Origin of the sequence: Flavobacterium weaverense (assembly GCF_003688495.1) — a bacterium.
In the GTDB taxonomy this organism is placed as follows: Bacteria; Bacteroidota; Bacteroidia; order Flavobacteriales; family Flavobacteriaceae; genus Flavobacterium; species Flavobacterium weaverense.
On record NZ_REFH01000007.1, the window covers coordinates 45966 to 64597 of the forward strand.

12 protein-coding genes are annotated in these 18632 nt (G+C 34.1%); 4 read left to right on the plus strand and 8 right to left on the minus strand.

Features of this window, described 5'->3' with window-relative positions:
- The first annotated feature begins 20 nt into the window (after positions 1-20).
- Together BC961_RS00250 and BC961_RS00255 are read left to right on the plus strand one after the other, a co-directional pair.
- Positions 21-7052 carry an FG-GAP-like repeat-containing protein gene (locus BC961_RS00250; RefSeq protein WP_121923862.1) on the plus strand — a complete coding sequence of 2344 codons (7032 nt, stop codon included), beginning with the start codon at positions 21-23 and terminating at the stop codon, positions 7050-7052.
- Complete coding sequence (locus tag BC961_RS00255) at positions 7049-7786, plus strand: hypothetical protein (protein WP_121923863.1); 738 nt, start codon at positions 7049-7051, stop codon at positions 7784-7786. The genes BC961_RS00250 and BC961_RS00255 overlap by 4 nt, the downstream gene beginning before the upstream one ends.
- Before the next feature lie 142 nt (positions 7787-7928).
- Here BC961_RS00255 and BC961_RS00260 read toward each other — a convergent pair whose 3' ends face one another.
- Positions 7929-9692 carry a DUF885 domain-containing protein gene (locus BC961_RS00260; protein WP_121923864.1) on the minus strand — a complete coding sequence of 588 codons (1764 nt, stop codon included), beginning with the start codon at positions 9690-9692 and terminating at the stop codon, positions 7929-7931.
- A 179-nt stretch (positions 9693-9871) separates the two neighbouring features.
- Here BC961_RS00260 and BC961_RS00265 point away from each other — a divergent pair, with 179 nt between their 5' ends.
- Positions 9872-12019, plus strand: a complete 2148-nt coding sequence (locus BC961_RS00265) for a M3 family metallopeptidase (RefSeq protein WP_121923865.1) — start codon at positions 9872-9874, stop codon at positions 12017-12019.
- Between the two features lie 82 nt (positions 12020-12101).
- Here the strand turns inward: BC961_RS00265 and BC961_RS00270 are convergent, their stop codons facing one another.
- The 6 genes from BC961_RS00270 to BC961_RS00295 all read right to left on the minus strand — a co-directional run bounded on the left by BC961_RS00270 (position 12102) and on the right by BC961_RS00295 (position 17117).
- Positions 12102-12464: a nuclear transport factor 2 family protein gene (locus BC961_RS00270; protein WP_121923866.1), complete on the minus strand. Its 363-nt coding sequence runs from the start codon at positions 12462-12464 to the stop codon at positions 12102-12104.
- A gap of 83 nt (positions 12465-12547) precedes the next feature.
- Positions 12548-13456, minus strand: a complete 909-nt coding sequence (locus BC961_RS00275; protein ID WP_121923867.1) for a pseudouridine synthase — start codon at positions 13454-13456, stop codon at positions 12548-12550.
- A gap of 271 nt (positions 13457-13727) precedes the next feature.
- The gene (locus BC961_RS00280) at positions 13728-14681 is read right to left on the minus strand and encodes a geranylgeranylglycerol-phosphate geranylgeranyltransferase (protein ID WP_121923868.1); all 954 of its coding nucleotides are present in this window, start codon (positions 14679-14681) and stop codon (positions 13728-13730) included.
- A gap of 112 nt (positions 14682-14793) precedes the next feature.
- Positions 14794-15732 (minus strand): mevalonate kinase family protein, encoded by a 939-nt coding sequence (locus tag BC961_RS00285; RefSeq protein ID WP_121923869.1) that lies wholly within the window; start codon positions 15730-15732, stop codon positions 14794-14796.
- Between the two features lie 50 nt (positions 15733-15782).
- The gene (locus tag BC961_RS00290; RefSeq protein WP_121923870.1) at positions 15783-15977 is read right to left on the minus strand and encodes a hypothetical protein; all 195 of its coding nucleotides are present in this window, start codon (positions 15975-15977) and stop codon (positions 15783-15785) included.
- 36 nt (positions 15978-16013) lie between these two features.
- Complete coding sequence (locus tag BC961_RS00295) at positions 16014-17117, minus strand: diphosphomevalonate/mevalonate 3,5-bisphosphate decarboxylase family protein (protein WP_121923871.1); 1104 nt, start codon at positions 17115-17117, stop codon at positions 16014-16016.
- Between the two features lie 247 nt (positions 17118-17364).
- On the opposite strand from BC961_RS00295, the gene BC961_RS00300 reads away from it, so the two are divergent.
- Positions 17365-17844, plus strand: a complete 480-nt coding sequence (locus BC961_RS00300) for a TspO/MBR family protein (RefSeq protein WP_121923872.1) — start codon at positions 17365-17367, stop codon at positions 17842-17844.
- Between the two features lie 50 nt (positions 17845-17894).
- On the opposite strand, the gene BC961_RS00305 is transcribed toward BC961_RS00300, so the two are convergent.
- Positions 17895-18626, minus strand: a complete 732-nt coding sequence (locus tag BC961_RS00305; RefSeq protein ID WP_121923873.1) for a carboxypeptidase-like regulatory domain-containing protein — start codon at positions 18624-18626, stop codon at positions 17895-17897.
- Positions 18627-18632 lie beyond the last annotated feature (6 nt).

An 18632-nucleotide genomic window follows, 5' to 3' on the forward strand; every position in this document is an offset into this window, starting at 1 on the left:
TATTAATAAACTCCAATTTTATGAAAAGAACTCTACTTTTAGTAATTACCGTATTTCTCTTCTTTATTGTAAATTCTAATGCTCAGACAGGTCCTAATGTTACCATTACAAGTTCAAAAGCCGTTATTGCCGAGAAGGAAAGTGTGGACATTACGGCAACTTTAGATGCTGCAACCGATAAAGATGTGACTATCAATTTTGATGTCAAAGGAACGGCGCTGCATGATTCAGATTACACTACGACTTTTCTTGGAAAAGGGACTGCGATAACCGTTGCAGGAGGAAATGGAATTGGTTCCGCTCTCAATCAATTTAATCAATCCAGAGGAGTCTTTGTGGATCCTTCAGGAAATATTTATATAGCTGATGCAAGCAATCACCGTATCCAAAAATGGGCACCTGGAGCTTCCTCTGGAACAACTGTTGCCGGTGGTAATGGAATAGGCTCAGCAGCAAATCAATTATACGGTCCGTCAAGTGTTTATGTAGACACGTCTGGGAACATCTATATTGCTGATGGCAGTAATTATCGTATTCAAAAATGGACGCCTGGAGCTACAAGCGGAATTACTGTTGCTGGTGGAAATGGAATGGGATTAGCCGCAAATCAATTATATTATACTAATGGTTTTTTTGTAGAGTCTAATGGGAATATTTTTGTAGCAGACGGCTTAAATAGTCGCATTCAAAAGTGGGTTCCAGGAGCTACAACAGGAACAACAGTTGCAGGAGGTACCAATGGTAGTGCAGCAAATCAGTTAAACAACGCTACAGATGTTTTTGTTGATAATTATGGAAACATCTACATTACTGACGCAAACAATAATCGTATTCAAAAATGGGCGACTGGAGCTACAACCGGAATTACTGTTGCTGGAGGAAATGGTATGGGATCGGCAGCTAATCAAATTTATTTTCCTAGTGGTATATCTGTCGATAATATTGGAAATATATTTATAGTTGACTCTTTCAATAATCGAATTCAAAAATGGTCTTTAAATGCTACTTCAGGAACTACTGTTGCTGGCGGAAATGGTAGTGGTTCTGCCGTTAATCAGTTAAGCAATCCTTCTAAAATATTTCTCGATTTATCTGGTAATATATTCATAGCTGACGCCATGAACAACCGTATCCAAAAAATACAGATTGCACCGCAAATTACTATTAAAGCAGGAGAAACTGTGGGTAAAATAACAATCAACAGTATTGACGATAGTTCCGATGAGGAAGATGAAACTATTATTATTACTCCAACAACGGCTGTAAATGCTTTATTAAACAGTACAAGCTCAATAACTTTAACACTTACTGATATAAATGATCCTCCTGCCGTGACTTTTGCGTTTAGCGCACCTACAATTGTAGAGAATTCAACAACTGATGTAATTCTTACAGCATCTGTTCCGGTAGCTTCAGGTAAAGATATTGACATTTCTTTCACCATAGAGGGTACAGCTACCGAAAGTACAGAATACACAGTAAGTAGCAAAGCCATAAAGATTTCTGCCGGTAGCAAAACGGGTTCATTAACCATTTCTACAAAAGGACTGGATGATACTGTAGTAGAGATCTTGGAAACCATCATATTTAGAGTTGCTACCATTACCAATGCAACTGCTGTAGCAAATACAGCAACCCTTAATTTAGAAAGTGACGACAATCCTTCGTTTACGATGACTTCTCTTAACACATCTATGGCCGAGCATGAAAGTTTAGACATTACAGCAACCCTACAAGCGCCAACTAGCAAAGATTTAACGATTGACTTAGATCTATCAGGAACTGCTAAATTTGATGGTGACTACGCTACTAATTATGTAGGCAAAGGAACTACTTCTACTGTCGCTGGAGGGAATGGATCAGGTTCATTTGCGAATCAATTATCAAATCCTTCTGATATATTTGTCGATCAAGCAAGCACTATTTATGTTTTGGACTCAGGTAATGGCCGCATTCAAAAATGGGAAAAAGGAGCAACCTCAGCAACGACTGTAGTAACTCTTCCTACTTGGATTAACTATTTTTTTATTGATTCAGAAAAGAATATTTATATCTCAGATCACTACAATAACAGAATTCAGAAATGGTCGGTCGCTTCACCTATATGGACTACAGTTGCTGGAGGAAATGGAGCAGGAAGTAGTGCAAATCAATTAAGTCTTAGTCCCACAAGTATTTTTGTTGATTTAGAGGGAAGTATTTACATCGTAGATCAAAATAATAATCGAATTCAAAAATGGTTGAAAAACGCAACAGCAGGAACGACAGTAGCGGGTGGAAATGGACAGGGATCAGCGGCGAATCAATTACAAAGTCCACAAGGTCTATTCGTTGATTTAAGTGGCAATGTTTTTATTGCAGATAGTGGGAATAGACGTATACAAAAATGGGACAAAGGAGCTTCAACTGGCGTTACAATTGTTTCTAGTCCTGTCGATGGAATCGACAGCGCTTATATACAAAGGATATTTGGAACTGCTGACGGCGTAATTTATTTCATGTATGATTGGATGGCAATGGGAACAAAAATAAGAAAATGGCTACCCGGGACAAGTTCAAGTACAACAAAAGCAGTTTCGCAAAGTAAATTCGGATCTGAAGTAGATCAATCAAGCTCCCCTGGTGGAATTTTTGTCGATCATAACAATAATATCTTTATTGCTGATCGTGGTAACAACCGCATTCAAAAAATCCAAATGGCAACACAAATCTCGATCAAAGCTGGTGAAACAGTTGGTATATTATCTATAAAAGGTATCGAAGATGATTTAGATAATGAAGGTACTGAGACCATTATTATTAAAGCAACATCTGCTGAAAATGCAGATATTACAAATGTTCTGGATATTACCTTGTCATTATTGGACAACACCAAGTCGTTCACTCTTCAAAGCAGTCCATTTCCAGGCTTGGCAAATGGTAGCGTAGCCTGGGGAGATTATGACAGAGATGGTGATTTAGACGTCGCAATTATGGGGCAAAGCCCAACCTTAGGTGCGGTTACTGCCTTGTTTGAAAACAGAAATGGAGAGTTTGTGAATACCAATCAGAACTTTCAAAAACTGTATGATGGAGATATTTCATGGATAGATATTAATAAAGACGGTTGGATTGATTTGGTTGTATCCGGTTATAACGATAAACCTTACACTAAATTATACATCAATAAACAAGGTAGTTATTTTGAACCGACAGATGATTATGGCCTACCACAGTTGTATGCCACTACTATGGCATGGGGAGATCTAGATAACGATGGTGATATTGATTTAGCTATTGCAGGTTTAGACGCAACAGACAAACATGTGTTTAATATTTATTATCGAGAAGACGGTCAGAATAAATTTGTAAAGGAATCCTCTTCTGTCTCAGGTATGTATTATATGTCAGACCCAGGCTTTATTAAAGGGGATATGAAGATTGTCGATGTAGATTTAGATGGAGATAATGATTTGGTATATAATGGAGAGAATGCTAGTGGTTCTACTATTGGAGGCGTAATAATGAATACTTTAATTAACCCCAATTCTCCAAATCCCTATGCAACAACCCCATGGGGCCAATCGAGTACTCTGCAACTAAAGAATTCAACCATAGAAGTAGCTAAGTTTAAAAATCACAACGGTATTACCATACTGTCAAGTGGTGTAGACAATACTGGTAATAATGTATTTTACTCATCCAATAGTCTTGCAGGAGCAGGTGGAGCAGGTACAGAGCAACAATATCCAAAGTTGAAAAATGGTGATATCGCTGTTTCCGATTATAATATTGACGGTTTAAATGATATTGTGTTTACGGGTGAAAATCAAGCGGGTGTTCCTGTCACAAAACTTTATATTCAGGATTCAAATGGGAATTTCAAAGAATCTCCATTAGTATTACAAGGTTTAAGGAATTCTACGGCTACATGGGTCGATTATGATATGGATGGTGATTTGGATTTATTCTTAACCGGAGAAGACAATACAGGGGCTAAAACGATATTGTATAAATCTGAAATTGCCAATAAGAAAAACACATCTCCAGCTAAAATTACGGGATTAAAATCGGAAGATAAAGGCTACGGTACTGTGCGATTTAGCTGGGACAAACCCGCTGATGATTTTTCTAAAGATCTTAGTTATGTATTACGATTAGGTACAACTCCAGGAGGAACGGAGCTCTCTAATACAGAAAGTGACTTGTCAACTGGACGTAGATTAATTGTAAAGCCAGGCCAGATTTACACCAATTTCTTTGAAACACAATTAGATCCCGGCACATATTACTGGTCAGTTCAGGCGGTAGATACAGGTATTAAAAGTGGTGTTTTCTCAGATGAAGCCTCTATCAGATTAACCTACGATTGGAAAATGTTAAACCAAGGAGGTATCGTAGACCGAAGAATTATTGGACAAAACAATCCAACGATAAAACTGGCCGATTTAGACAATGATAACCGTTTGGATTTAATTTATGGATCTTCCACCGGAATGACTCAAGCTTATCGATTTGATGGTAAAAGGCTAATCAATATAAACAATAACACCTTTAATATGTTTACCGGTACTTCTGGAATTGAAACAGGAGATGTAAATGGTGACGGTACGTCTGATGTGTTAATGATCGCTGGTGCCACTTCTCCTTATAGACTTAATATTTATTTAAGTAATGGCCAAGGAGGTTACAAAAATAAAGATTTAGGGGCAGGATTATATAAAGCTAAGGCCAAAATAGTGGACTTAAATAATGATGGTACCGCAGAAATAGTACTAATGGGACTATCAAGCAGTCAATCGTCTGGAAGGTTAAAATTCTTTATTTATGAATATGCTAAAGCAACACAGTCATTCACAACTACAGAAATTACAAATATTTCATCCTTAAGCGAAGCTTCCTTTGATTTAGGTGACGTTGATAAAGATGGTGACGTTGATTTTATACTAAGTGGTTACGACCCAGGTAGTGGAAACAAAAGTTTTATCTACACGAATGACACTCCGTTAGGTGGTGCATATACATTCACACAGACATCTAATAATTTAGTTGGAGTAACTAAAGGAACTACAAATCTAATTGATTTTGATGGTGACGGTGATTTAGACGCTGTTTTTACTGGAACAAGTGCAGCGGGGGATGTGTTTGAAATCTATATTAATAAACTAAATGAAGGTATAACAACTTGGCCAAGGCTTAATAATATTGGATTAATCCCTATGAGAGAAGGGAAAATTGATCTTGGTGATTTTAACGGAGATGGTTATGCCGATTTATTGTATTCAGGAATTCTAGAAAACGGAATTGGACAGGCAACTAGATTAAGTGAATTTGACCCTGTAACAAAAAAATATAAAGACAGTCCTTTCGATGTGACTGATATTATAAAAGCTGAAGTTGAGTTTGGAGATCTAGATGGCGATGGCGATTTGGATTTCTCTCTTTCAGGTGAAAGCAAATCTAATCCTGGGACTTATATCTTTAGAACTTATATTAACTTCAGAAATGAATCTGCCAAAGTCTTAGCGCAAAGCAATGGTAGTAACAGAACAACTAAAAGTTCTAAAGCAACTTCGGCAACATTTATAATTAACGAACCACCTACCATACCTAAAACAAATGTAGTTAAGAATATTGAAGGAGGTGTTTATAATGCTAAAGGATTTCCTGTTGAGTTCTCTTGGAATGCTGCTGTTGATGATCATACTCCTGTAAACGGATTAACCTACGCATTAAAAATAGGAACAACTGATGGAGGAGAGCAAATTATGTCTGCTAATGCTAACACAAGTGGTATCCGTAAGTCTTCAGAAAAAGGAAATATGGAACATAATCTGAAATGGAGTTTAAGGCTTCCAGTAGGAGTTTATTATTGGTCAGTACAAGCAATTGATGCGTCTTATACTGGTTCTGCCTTTTCTACATCAAACAGATTTGAAGTAACTGCAGGAGGGGAATTAGATGATGATAAAGACGGAGTAATGAATGATAAAGATTTATGTTCAAACACTCCAATTGGTGAAAAAGTAAATGCAACTGGCTGTTCAAGTTCGCAAATAGATGATGATAAAGATGGAGTAATGAACGATAAAGATTTATGTTCAAACACTCCAATTGGTGAAAAAGTAAATGCAACTGGCTGTTCAAGTTCGCAAATAGATGATGATAAAGACGGAATAATCAACGATAAAGATTTATGTTCAAACACTCCAATTGGTGAAAAAGTAAATGCAACTGGCTGTTCAAGTTCGCAAATAGATGATGATAAAGACGGAATAATGAACGACAAAGATTTATGTCCTAATACTCCTGTCGGATCAGTTGTGGATCTAGCTGGTTGCGAGGTTTTGATGTTACCCCAAAATAATTACAAAGTTGAAGTAACTAGCGCCTCTTGTATAGGAAGTAATAACGGGAAAATACAAGTAACAGTGGCAGATGTTAAGTATGTTTACACTGTTAGCGTAACAGGTCAGACCCCGTTTACTTTAAACCCTATTAATTCAAGTACTAAAACATTCGACAATTTAGCTAATGGATCATACAGTGTATGTTTTAAAATTGAAGGAAAGTTGAATTATGAACAGTGTTTTGATGTAGTAATAAATCAACCAGCAGCGTTAAAAACAACTTCAAAACTAAATTCAAAAACAAAAAATTTGGATTTAACTTTAGAAGGGGCTAGTTCTTATCAAGTAACAATTAATGGAAGAACACAAACTGTTATAGAAAATAAATTTTCAACTCAATTACTACCTGGTGTAAATAATGTTGAAGTCAAAACAAATCTAAATTGTCAGGGAATTTATTTTGAAAAAATTATATTATATGACGATTTGACTTATTATCCGAATCCAACTTCAGGTGGACTGACTATTATATTGCCAGAAGCTATTAAAAACATAAATGTTTATGTAAGAAATACAGCCGGAATGTTAGTGTTACAAAAACAGTCCGTTCCTGCGCTAAACGGAGTTGTAAATCTCGATTTGAGCGGATTGAGTGAAGGTACTTATCAAATAACTACATTAGGGTCCGCTTACGAAGAAACCTTTAAAATTATTAAAAAATGAAACAAACCGTAAAAATAATTACAACATTAATAGTTGTTAGTTTATTATTATTCAACTGTGGAGGAGACAGTGATTTACCAACGCCAAAACCTCCAACACCGAGCCCTCCAATTTCTCAAGCGCCTGGCTCTGTAACTTTGTTATCACCAATAAATAATAAAGCCTGTGAGGAAGGAGTTATTCAAAATAGTACAGAACGAGAAATTACATTTAGTTGGGGCACATCTGTTAATACTGAAACTTATGATTTAATAATAACTAATTTGACAACAAATCAAGTAACGTTGTTGACAGGTTTAGTCAATACGAGTAACAAAATTAATCTTAAAAAGGGCACTCCTTATTCATGGAGTGTAATTTCAAGATCTGCCAAAAATTCAGAAACTGCTACAAGTTCAGTATGGAAATTATATGTTTCAGCAGAAGGTATTACCAATTACGCACCTTTTCCTGCAACACTTAATGCGCCACTTTCGGGAGCAATTGTTAGTACTATTAGCAATAAAGTAACTTTAGATTGGACGGGAATGGATCTTGATAGTAAAGTGTTGAATTATACAATTTATTTAGATAAAGTAGATGGTAAGCAAATACCAAAGGCAGAGTATAGTAATTTAAGTACTCAGAAATTAGATGTCGCAGTAGAGCCTAATTCATACTATTTTTGGAGAGTGAAAACTTCTGACGGGCAGAATAGCTCTTATACCATAGTATATACTTTTAAAACAAACTAGATTGAAGAAATCAATTGAACTTGTGTAGTTTGTAATTCAAAAAATAACGCTGGTTGATTGAAATTTATTTCTATCCCTATTATCCGCACAAAAAAAGCTTTCGCTGTAGCGAAAGCTTTTTTTTATACCTAAATCTTAGAGATTATCTCCTTTCAATCCACATATTAATTTTCTTTTCTAATAATGCTAAAGGCATTACTCCAGATTCTAATACTTTTTCGTGGAATGTTTTAATGTCAAACTTTTTACCCATTTTAGCTTCTGCTTTTTTACGAAGTTCTATAATTTTTAGCTGACCAATTTTGTAAGATAGCGCTTGGCCAGGTATTGCCATATAGCGTTCAATTTCTGGAATGATACTTGCTTCACTCTCGGCTTCGTTTTCTAACGAATATTTTATTGCTTGTTCTCTTGTCCATCCTTTTGAATGTAATCCTGTATCTACAACTAAACGGATCGCTCTGTGCATTTCATTACTTAGCATTCCAAAGTATTGATATGGATCCTGATACAATCCAAGTTCTTTTCCTAAGCTTTCAGTATACAAAGCCCATCCTTCGCCATAAGCGCCAAACCAATTGAATTTTCTAAAATCAGGAAGGCTACTGTTCTCTTGTTGCAAAGAGATTTGGAAATGATGACCAGGAATTGCTTCGTGTAAAAACAAATCTTCATCTCCATACGTATTATAATTTTTTACATCAGGAATTGGGACGTAAAAAATACCCGGACGAGAACCATCCGCTGCCCCTTGATTGTATTCAGCGCTAGCTGTTTTTTCTCTAAAAGCTTCCGTTCTTCTAATTTCGAATTTAGTTTTTGGTTGTAATGAAAATAATTTGTCGACATTAGGCTTGATGCGACTATAAATACTATCAAAATTCGCGATAACTTGTTCTGGTTGTGTGAAAGGTTTAAGTTCTTTTTTATTTCTAACCTCGTCAAAGAATTGTAATAATGTGCCTTTAAAGCCAACTTGCTCTTTCACTTTCTCCATTTCTGCGTTTAAGCGCGCCACTTCTTTTAAACCCAATTCGTGAATTTGTTCTGGAGTCATTTCAGTAGTAGTCCACTGTTTTACATAAATAGCGTATAAATCCTTTCCAAAAGCTAAACTTCCTATACCGCTTGTTTTTCTGGAGGCCGGAAGATATTCTTTCGTTAAGAAATCTGCCATTTTTTTATATCGAGGAATCAATTTAGTATTTATTGTAGCAGTGTATTTTGCAGTTAAATTTTCCTTCATACTTTCAGGAAATGAAGCGGGCATTAACTTTATCGAAGAGTAGAACAAATTGTCATCTACTGCTGGAGTTGCCATTTCTGTAAACTGAGGAATCAATTTTAGTGTTAAAGCTTTAGGCAAGACGATACCTTTATCTAATCCTTTTTTCATGTAAACCATAGCCGAATCGATCCATATCGCATATTTGTCCATTCGAGACAAAAAGTTAGTGTAATCTTTTTCAGTTGTAAAAGGTTGCGCACTGGTTCCTCCAGCAAATTGTCCCATGGTTAAATGCGTTCCCCAGAACTGATGTAAAGGAATTAAATTTGTAGGCTGTTGAAGTAGCGCTTTACCTATTTGAACTTCCCATTTAATAATTTCATAGCTGTTTTTTTCTTCTGCATTTAAATCTTCAGGAGCAATTTTCTGCATTGCAGATTCATACTTATCAAAAAAGTCAGATTGTAATTTTCTATAACCATCTGTCATTTCAAACTGCAGTTGGTCATTATATTCGTTTTGACCATTTTGGGTCGCTGCCAAAGGATCAAATTGGTTTTTTTCGTTGAAGTAATTCTGCGTTATAGTACTAAAATCATCTTTTTTTTCTTCAGATTTACAATTGAACAGCATTAACGAGATAGTTACTGTGAATAAAAGAACAGTTATTTTTTTCATGAGTTAATTATATTGATAGATTCAGCTAATTTATTCTTTTTTTTTAGTTTTAATATCGTTATCAGTAATAGGTTTGGAAAGAAGCGCTCTGTTTTTCTTAAATTTTAGTTAATGATTGATTGTTACTTCTATTTTACACTCAATTCATTTATGTTTACTACCTAAATTAATTTACCAAAATGAGAAAAAAATCCTTTTTTATTCTTCTAGTTATCGGAAATATGCTGACAGTTGAAGCCCAAGAAAAAAAAGAAGAGAGCGGAGCAAACCCGTTTTTTCAGCCCTACAATACTCCTTTTAATGTCCCTCCGTTTGATTTGATCAAAAACGAACATTTTAAACCTGCTATTTTAGAAGGAATTAATAAGCATGATGCAGAAATTAAAGCAATTGCAAATTCTAATACGGTAGCTACTTTTGAGAATACAATTTTTGCTATGGAAAACGCAGGTAAATTATTGTCAAATGTAAACGTAGTTTTTTCCAATTTGAATTCAGCGAATACCAATAAAGAAATTCAAAATATTGCTAAAGAAGTTGCACCAAATCTATCTGCTCACCGAGATAATATTTATTTAAATGAGAAGTTGTTTGCGAGAGTAAAAGCGCTTTGGGACAAAAAAGAAACGCTCGGCTTAAATTTAGAACAAGCAAAAATTCTTGACAACTCCTATAAAAACTTTGTTCGAAGTGGAGCCAATCTGTCAGAATCTGATAAAGGAGTTTTACGTAAAATCAATGGCGACCTTTCATTATTAAGTTTGAAGTATGGTCAAAATTTATTGGCAGAAACTAACAAATATGAGTTAGTGATTTCAGACAAGAAAGAATTAAAAGGCCTGCCTCAGGGTTTAATTGATGCCGCTGCTGTTGACGCTAAAAGTAAAGGAAAAGAAGGAAAATGGGTATTTACACTTTCTAATTCTAGTGTAATGCCATTTTTACAATATAGTGCAAATCGAAAATTACGTCAAGAAATTTGGAATGCTTACCAAACTCGAGCAAATCATGATGACGAAACTGATAACAAAGAAAACGTAATTCAATTAGCAAATTTGCGCGGACAGAGAGCACGTTTATTGGGATTCAAATCACATTCTGATTATGTGTTAGAAGAATCTATGGCTAAAACTCCTGAAAATGTTAATAAACTATTGAATGATTTGTGGAAGCCAGCATTAGAAATTGCAAAGCAAGAAGCTATAGATATTAAAAATATGATGGGTAAGGACGGAATAAAAGGTCCTGTTCAACCGTATGACTGGAGATACTACACAGAAAAAATTAGAAAGCAGCGTTTTAATTTAGACGAAGAGGAGTTAAAACCTTTCTTTAGTTTAGAAAATGTAAGAAACGGTGTTTTTCAAGTAACACAAAAGTTATATGGAGTAACATTTACAGAATTGAATAACGTACCTAAATATCATCAAGATGCGTCAGTGTGGGAAGTAAAAGAAGCAGATGGAAGTCATATCGGAATTATCTATATGGATTTTCATCCGCGTGATTCTAAGCGCGGTGGTGCTTGGATGACGTCGTACAGAACTCAGGAAACAGTAGATGGAAAAAGAGTAGCTCCTGTGGTTTCAATTGTATGTAATTTCACGAAACCTTCAGCTAATGCTCCTGCTTTACTAACTTTTGATGAGGTAACTACGTTTTTCCATGAATTCGGACATGCATTACACGGATTGTTATCTAATGTAACTTATAAAAGTCTCGCAGGAACAAGTGTGCCAAGAGATTTTGTGGAGTTACCATCTCAAATTATGGAAAATTGGGCTGCTGAGCCAGAAGTACTAAAAATGTATGCAAAGCATTATAAAACGGGAACGGTAATTCCAGAAAGTTTAATTACTAAATTGCAAAACGCAGGTACTTTTGATCAAGGTTTCACGACTACTGAATATTTAGCAGCTTCATTATTAGATTTAGAATACCATTCGCAAACTAAAGATATAATAATTGATGCAAATGCTTTTGAAAAAGCAACAATGAAAAAAATAGGTTTAATTGATGCAATTATTCCAAGATACCGAAGCACTTATTTCAACCATGTCTTCGCTGGTGGATATTCTTCAGGATATTACAGTTATATATGGTCTGGAGTTTTAGATACAGATGCATTTGAAGCATTTAAAACAACTAATTTGTTTAATCCAGAGAAAGCGAAGTCATTCCGTGAGAACGTATTGGAAAAAGGAGGTACAGAAGATCCTATGGTTTTATACAAACGTTTTAGAGGAGCAGAGCCAAGTATCGAGCCGTTATTAAGAAAGCGCGGATTAGAGAAAAAGCAAGAGACTTTGAAAAAGGTAAGAGGATAATATAAAATCTATTCTATAAACAAGAAACCCTACATCAAAATTTTATGATGTAGGGTTTCTTGTTTTATTTGTATTGTAATTATTATCCGTGATATACTCTAGAGGCGATTATCTTTCCGTCTCTTACATCTAAGACTTCAGCGACAAGTAAATCTTGTTCTCCTACAACAGTTCTTGTATACTCCATAAAAACGCGATCTCCATTTGCAGTTAGCGATTTTACTTTGTAATTCAAACTCGGTAAGCGCTCAAAGGCATCTTTCCACCATGCTCTCAATTCTTGTTTACCAGTTACAAATCCTTCAGATTCTGGCTTGTAAATTTTCAATTTAGGACTAAAATGTACAGCGTCATCATCGTACAAAGACAATAATTTTTCTAGTTCTTTATTATTGAAAGTCTCAAACCATTTAAAAGCAATCGACTGTAATTTTTCAGGTGTCATATAATTTAGATTGGCGTTAAAATAAAAAATCCCATTCCGCATAACGGAAGGGATTTTCGTTTTTTTCTAATTTTCAGTTCGTATTATACGTTCTTCAAATTAATAATTTCTTGATCAGTAAGTAACCTCCAGTTTCCTCTTGGTAAGTTTTTCTTTGTCAATCCAGCAAAAGATACTCGGTCAATTCTTAAAACATCATAATCAAAATGTTCAAAGATGCTACGAACTACCTTTACGTTCGAAGAACGCAATTGTAAACCTATTTCACTTTTAGCTTCACCATCAATATAACTTACGTCTTCTACAAAAACGCGATGTCCATCAAGAGTTAAACCTTTATTTATTTTTTCTAAATCTTCATATTTCAAGTTTTTATCTAAGGAAACTTGGTATATTTTAGATGATTTCTGACTAGGTAAAGTAAACTTACGAATCATATCTGTGTCGTTTGTGAACAATAACAAACCAGTCGTATTCTTGTCCATTCTTCCTATTGCACCTATTTTTGCAGTAGTCGAACCTTTAACTAATTCTAATACATTGCGATATTCTTGACCTTCGTCCATCGCAGTTGTAAAGTTTTTTGGCTTGTTTAAAAGAATGTATACTTTTTTCTCTGGAGTCAATGTAGCTCCATCAAAGTTTACTACATCGCCTGGTTTTACCATATATCCCATTTCTGTAACTGGAATTCCGTTTACTTTTACAGTTCCGGATGTAATGTAAATATCTGCATCACGACGCGAACAAGCGCCAGAATTAGCTATGTATTTATTCAAACGAATTTCGTCTTTTACTTTTGGTCTCTTAGGTGCTTGATTCGGTTTTTTCTCCACTTTATCAGTAACAACTTCTGCAACCTTAGTATTTGGTTTATCCTTTTTTGGCCCTTGTGCCCGTTTTTGCATCGCAGGTTTTGGCTTGTTAGAACTTGGTCTTGAGCTATTTGCTCTTGGGCCACTTCCTTTATTGTTGCCTTGCTTATTATTCATAGTATTCCTTAATTTGCGCAAAGGTAGTATTTATATAATTGACAATCAATACTTGAGGAATATAAATAGGTAACTATCTAGCTAATAAGTCAATTAATAATTTGAGTTTAATTTTTTGGAGCTGCTTCCTGCTTTTCACTATATCTTTTTCTTTCGGTAAAAAAGCCTCAAGAAAAAGGATGCCGTTGCAATCAGGGCTAGGGGAGTTTTACAGTAAAAATCTTCCTGAAATTATAAGATTTAATATTTTAGAGGTATTAATTGACAGTATTTAAATCGTCAGCAGCATTCTTTTTCCATGCCATAACACGCTTGGATCTATCAACACAATACAAAATACCCCAGCTACAATTAAAAATTTCAATACATTATGTAGTAATAGGAATTGTGATTTACTATCTGATTTCCACAAGTATAACAAAAAGAATATCAATATAATAAGACAGGAATAAAAGTAGATATCCATAAATCCTACATCTGAAATTTCGATTAAAACATAAACGGGTAAAATAATTAGAACCGTTAAAACTGTTATAATTACTTTCGAAATTCGCTCTCCGTATACAATCGGAATTGTCTTATAGCCGTTTGCTAAATCTCCTTTTAGATTTTCTAAATCTTTAATCATTTCGCGAATAAGTAGCAGTACGAATAGGAATGAAGCATGCGAAAAAATAACTGCAAGTTGTCTTTTATAATTTTCAATATCTTCAAACGGTATGCGCGTGTAAAAATAAAGTAGAATAGCAAAAAACGGTAAAACAGCTAACAAAGCTGCCATCAAGTTTCCTATGATTGGGTATTTTTTTATTTTATGAGAATAAAACCAAATGAAAAATATATATCCAGAAAAGAATAAAAATACACGCCAAGAAACAAATAGAGCCATTAAGGCTACGATGAAATTAAGCGTAAAGTACACACTCAACTTCGTTTTTTGACTCACTAATCGATCGAGCATCGATTTATGAGGTCGGTTTATTAGGTCTTTTTGACTATCGTAAAAATTATTAATGATGTAGCCAGAAGCTATGGTCAATGATGAAGCGAAAACAAGTATAAATAAATTGAAATCCAGTAGAATGTCTAATGCTCTCTTTTCAGGAGCAAGAATAAATATGGCAGAAAGATACTGCGCTAAGATAATTATTGGAATGTTGTAGCCTCTAACCACAGAGAACAAACTTGCAATTTTCATTATAAGAAGTTTGTCCTTTCTGTTCATTGAAACATCTTTTTACCCACAAAGCCACAAAGGTGCTAAGTTTTTTATCTGTTAGTTATTAAACTACTATTTTTTGAAGTCTAGTGATTCGTGAATTAAGCAATCAGCGTTACTAAAATTGGTAAACAACTTCCAACTTATAGTCGCTTAAAGATAATCTAGCTTTTTCTAAATCTTCAGTAAAACCTAATATATAGCCGCCACCACCTGATCCACATAACTTTAAATAATAATCATTGCTGTCGATTCCTTTTTGCCAAATCCCATGAAATTGTTCTGGAATCATTGGTTTGAAATTGTTCAATACGACTTTTGATAATTTTTTAGTATTCATGAACAGCGATTTCATATCTCCACCTAAAAAGTTTTCTACACAAGCGTCAGTATGTTTCACGAATTGGTTTTTCAACATTGCACGAAAACCTTTGTCTTTTAGATTTTCCATGAAAATATTTACCATTGGAGCAGTCTCACCTACAATTCCTGAATCTAACAAAAACACAGCTCCTTTACCATCAAAACTTTGGGTTGGAATTCCAGTTGCTTCAATATTATCTTTAGAATTGATTAAAATAGGAATACTTAAATAGCTATTTAAAGGATCTAATCCTGAACTTTTCCCATGGAAAAAACTTTCCATCTGAGAAAATATATTTTTTAATTGTAGTAATTTTTCGCGAGTTAAATTCTCTAAAACTGTGATTTTATTTTGAGCATACTTATCATAGATAGCTGCTACAAGAGCACCACTACTTCCTACACCGTATCCTTGAGGAATACTAGAGTCAAAGTACATGCCCGTTTCAACATCATCATTTAAAGTGATTAAGTCAAAATTCACTAACTCTGGTTGTTCTTTTTGTAAATTTTGTAAATAAATTACAAAACGTTTTAAGTGACCGTTTGATTTTACAGCTTCTTCAGATGGGTTGTCCTCTTTTTTCAAAGCACCATTATAGAAATTATAAGGAATTGACAAACCCTTTGAATCACGGATAATTCCGTATTCTCCAAAGAGTAATATTTTAGAATAAAATAAAGGTCCTTTCATATGAGGTAGGTAATTAGCAACTTGGGATTGTTAATCTGGTTTTATATATTTTAAAAATCAGCTGTATCAGCTTGATTTTCTTTTTGTATTTCGATGTTTATTGCTGCTTGTTGTTCAGGCGATAATTTCCTCCAAGCTTCTTCCTTCTTCTTGTCAAAAATCGTCTGTAAAGCATCGATTATGGTTTGGTCATTAGTATCTACTACCAACTTTATCAATTCTAATTTCTGTAATTGAATATCCATAATCTAATATTGAAAAATAAAGGTATTGAAAAATTTCTAATTCTCAACCGCACCTTGTCCAATTTCGTCACAAATGTACTGACCATTTTGGCAAAAGCCAACTAATTCGTCCTGAATAAATTGCAATACGATTCCTTTGTCTTTATTTGGGTACAAAACATGCACATTTGCTCCCGCATCTAATGTAAAGCAAACAGGTATTTTAGTCTCAGTTCTAAACTTCCAAATAGCGTTTATGATTTCTAATGTATTTGGTTTCATCAATATAAAATACGGCATCGAAGTCATCATCATTGCGTGTAAAGTCAAGGCTTCACTTTCTACAACTTTGATAAATTCTTTTAGATTTCCGTTTTCAAAAATTTCAATCAATTTATCTAAATTTTCATGAGCCTGTGCAAATCGTTGTTCAGCAAATGGATGATTGTGCATTAATTCATGACCAACGGTGCTAGAAACTTGTTTTTCGCCTTTATCAACTAATAAAATAGTGTCTTGAAAATTTTTAAAATTATCATGAACGGCGTGTGGAAATTCTACTCCAAATAAATCAGAACTTCCAGGAATGTTTTGTTGATTTCCCCAAACTACTATTTCTCCTTTTATACTTCGGCAAGCGCTTCCGGAACCCAAACGAGCAAGCATAGATGCCTTCTGGAAAAAATAATCATCCGTGATTGCTGGATTTAATTCTTTTTCTAAACGCATCAAGTTCATTGCTAAAGCTGCCATCCCTGAAGCTGAAGATGCAATTCCTGAACTATGAGGAAACGTATTTTCAGTATCAATAGTAAAATGGTAGTCTTTAATGAAAGGCAAGTAAATCTCAATTCGCTCTAAGAATTTCTGAATTTTAGGTTTAAATTCTTTTTTAGGTTTACCTTCAAAAAGTAAATCAAACGAAAAATCATTTGATGTCGCATTAAGCGAAATTGAACTTTCTTTTTTGGCGAAAGCCAATTTAGTAACAGTTTTACAATTATTGAGTGTAAAACTTACCGATGGATTTGCAGGAATCTGATTGTCTTTTTTACCCCAATACTTTACTAGAGCGATATTGCTAGGAGCACTCCACTGGAAGTTGCCACTTTCAACAGTATTCGTATAGTTTGATGGAATAAAATCCTTTGCTGTAAACATGATTGATAAAATTTGTGCAAAGATACTCTATTTTTGACTTTAGATTTAGAGATTTTTTGAAGCGGTAAATCATGAAATTTTTTGAACTAAATTGTCGCGTTTCTCCTTTTCTAGCATATAAATATAATGCAGAGAGTTTTTATTTATTTTGAAAACGCTACCTGGAAGTTTTGGAATCGTCCTTTTTTATTTGTTGCAGATATAGATTTGTTTTTTCGTAAATTTGTGGATCTTAATACATCTCAAAATGAATAATGTTACCAGAATTTTATCTATTGTAGTTGGTTGCCTTGTTATCGGTTATTTTTCAGGAATCGTGACGAGATCTGCTATTACAGATTGGTATCCAACATTGATAAAACCAAGTTTTAATCCACCAAATTGGATTTTTGCACCAGTTTGGAGTGCTCTTTACATTATGATGGGAGTTGCTGCAGGTTTAGTGTGGAATAAAATAGAATTTCAAAAAGAAGCAGTCAAAAAAGCGCTAATCTTTTTTGTAATACAATTAGGTTTAAATGCACTGTGGTCGTATTTATTTTTTGGACTGCACAATCCTATGCTAGCTGGTTTAGAAATTATTGTTTTGTGGTTGATGATTTATGAAACGTATGTTCAATTTAGCAAAATCAATAAAATTGCAGGCTATTTGTTCTTGCCATACATTGCTTGGGTAAGTTTTGCTGCTGTTTTGAATGCTAGTATTTGGTGGCTGAATAAAGGATAGATTTTAGCGCGTAATTTACATTGTTTAGCGACTAGAGATTAATGGAAGATTTATAATTTTTTAAATTCTTTATTTTTAGTCATTAAGAAATCCATCATTGATAGAACGTTTACTTCTTTTAAAACCGATTTTGATCTAGGATCAGCATCACAAAATTGTAGAAAAAGTTCTATTTCGCTTGGCTTTAATTGCAACGTTTGTGTAAAAAATTTTTCTTCGCAAATGTTTAAAGCGACTTCTTTAAAATTAACTTCGATTACTTTTTCAGTTGGCCTTTCTTTTACTAAAAGATTAAATAAGGTTTTTCCAATTCGAGCAATATCAAGTCCTTTATCAATGGTTAAATCATCGATTCTTGTATTTTTGAGTCGTCTTTCCGCTTTATCAGCAGCCAGTTCGTCTCTCTTAATTTTTTCGTAATTAGTGTCAAGCTTCCAGTCAATTGCCACTGCTTTTTTAATAATAACTTCGTCTAATTCCTCAGCTCTTTTAGTCAATTGAACTGAAATTAAACTGTTTAAAAAGTTATTTATAGTCAGTTTTATTTCTTTTAAAAAATAATCTTTTTTGTAAAAAATTAATGTGTCGCCCAATTTTGAATCTATTGAAAATAGTCCTTGATCATTAGTTGTTGTACTTTTCTGAGTGTTTTTATTAATAACATCGACACTTTGTAATGTAAAATTCTCAGATGTTATTTTTCCGCTAATCAACTTCTCTGACTGAGAATAACCAGAATATAGGAATAGAAAAAATAAGGCAACGAGTAATTTTACTTTCATATAATC

Bases quoted from the DNA above. Each gene is read 5' to 3' on its own strand.
- BC961_RS00250 (WP_121923862.1), top strand. From the start codon at position 21: ATGAAAAGAACTCTACTTTTAGTAATTACCGTATTTCTCTTCTTTATT.
- BC961_RS00255 (WP_121923863.1), top strand. From the start codon at position 7,049: ATGAAACAAACCGTAAAAATAATTACAACATTAATAGTTGTTAGTTTA.
- BC961_RS00260 (WP_121923864.1), bottom strand. From the start codon at position 9,692: ATGAAAAAAATAACTGTTCTTTTATTCACAGTAACTATCTCGTTAATG.
- BC961_RS00265 (WP_121923865.1), top strand. From the start codon at position 9,872: ATGAGAAAAAAATCCTTTTTTATTCTTCTAGTTATCGGAAATATGCTG.
- BC961_RS00270 (WP_121923866.1), bottom strand. From the start codon at position 12,464: ATGACACCTGAAAAATTACAGTCGATTGCTTTTAAATGGTTTGAGACT.
- BC961_RS00275 (WP_121923867.1), bottom strand. From the start codon at position 13,456: ATGAATAATAAGCAAGGCAACAATAAAGGAAGTGGCCCAAGAGCAAAT.
- BC961_RS00280 (WP_121923868.1), bottom strand. From the start codon at position 14,681: ATGAACAGAAAGGACAAACTTCTTATAATGAAAATTGCAAGTTTGTTC.
- BC961_RS00285 (WP_121923869.1), bottom strand. From the start codon at position 15,732: ATGAAAGGACCTTTATTTTATTCTAAAATATTACTCTTTGGAGAATAC.
- BC961_RS00290 (WP_121923870.1), bottom strand. From the start codon at position 15,977: ATGGATATTCAATTACAGAAATTAGAATTGATAAAGTTGGTAGTAGAT.
- BC961_RS00295 (WP_121923871.1), bottom strand. From the start codon at position 17,117: ATGTTTACAGCAAAGGATTTTATTCCATCAAACTATACGAATACTGTT.
- BC961_RS00300 (WP_121923872.1), top strand. From the start codon at position 17,365: ATGAATAATGTTACCAGAATTTTATCTATTGTAGTTGGTTGCCTTGTT.
- BC961_RS00305 (WP_121923873.1), bottom strand. From the start codon at position 18,626: ATGAAAGTAAAATTACTCGTTGCCTTATTTTTTCTATTCCTATATTCT.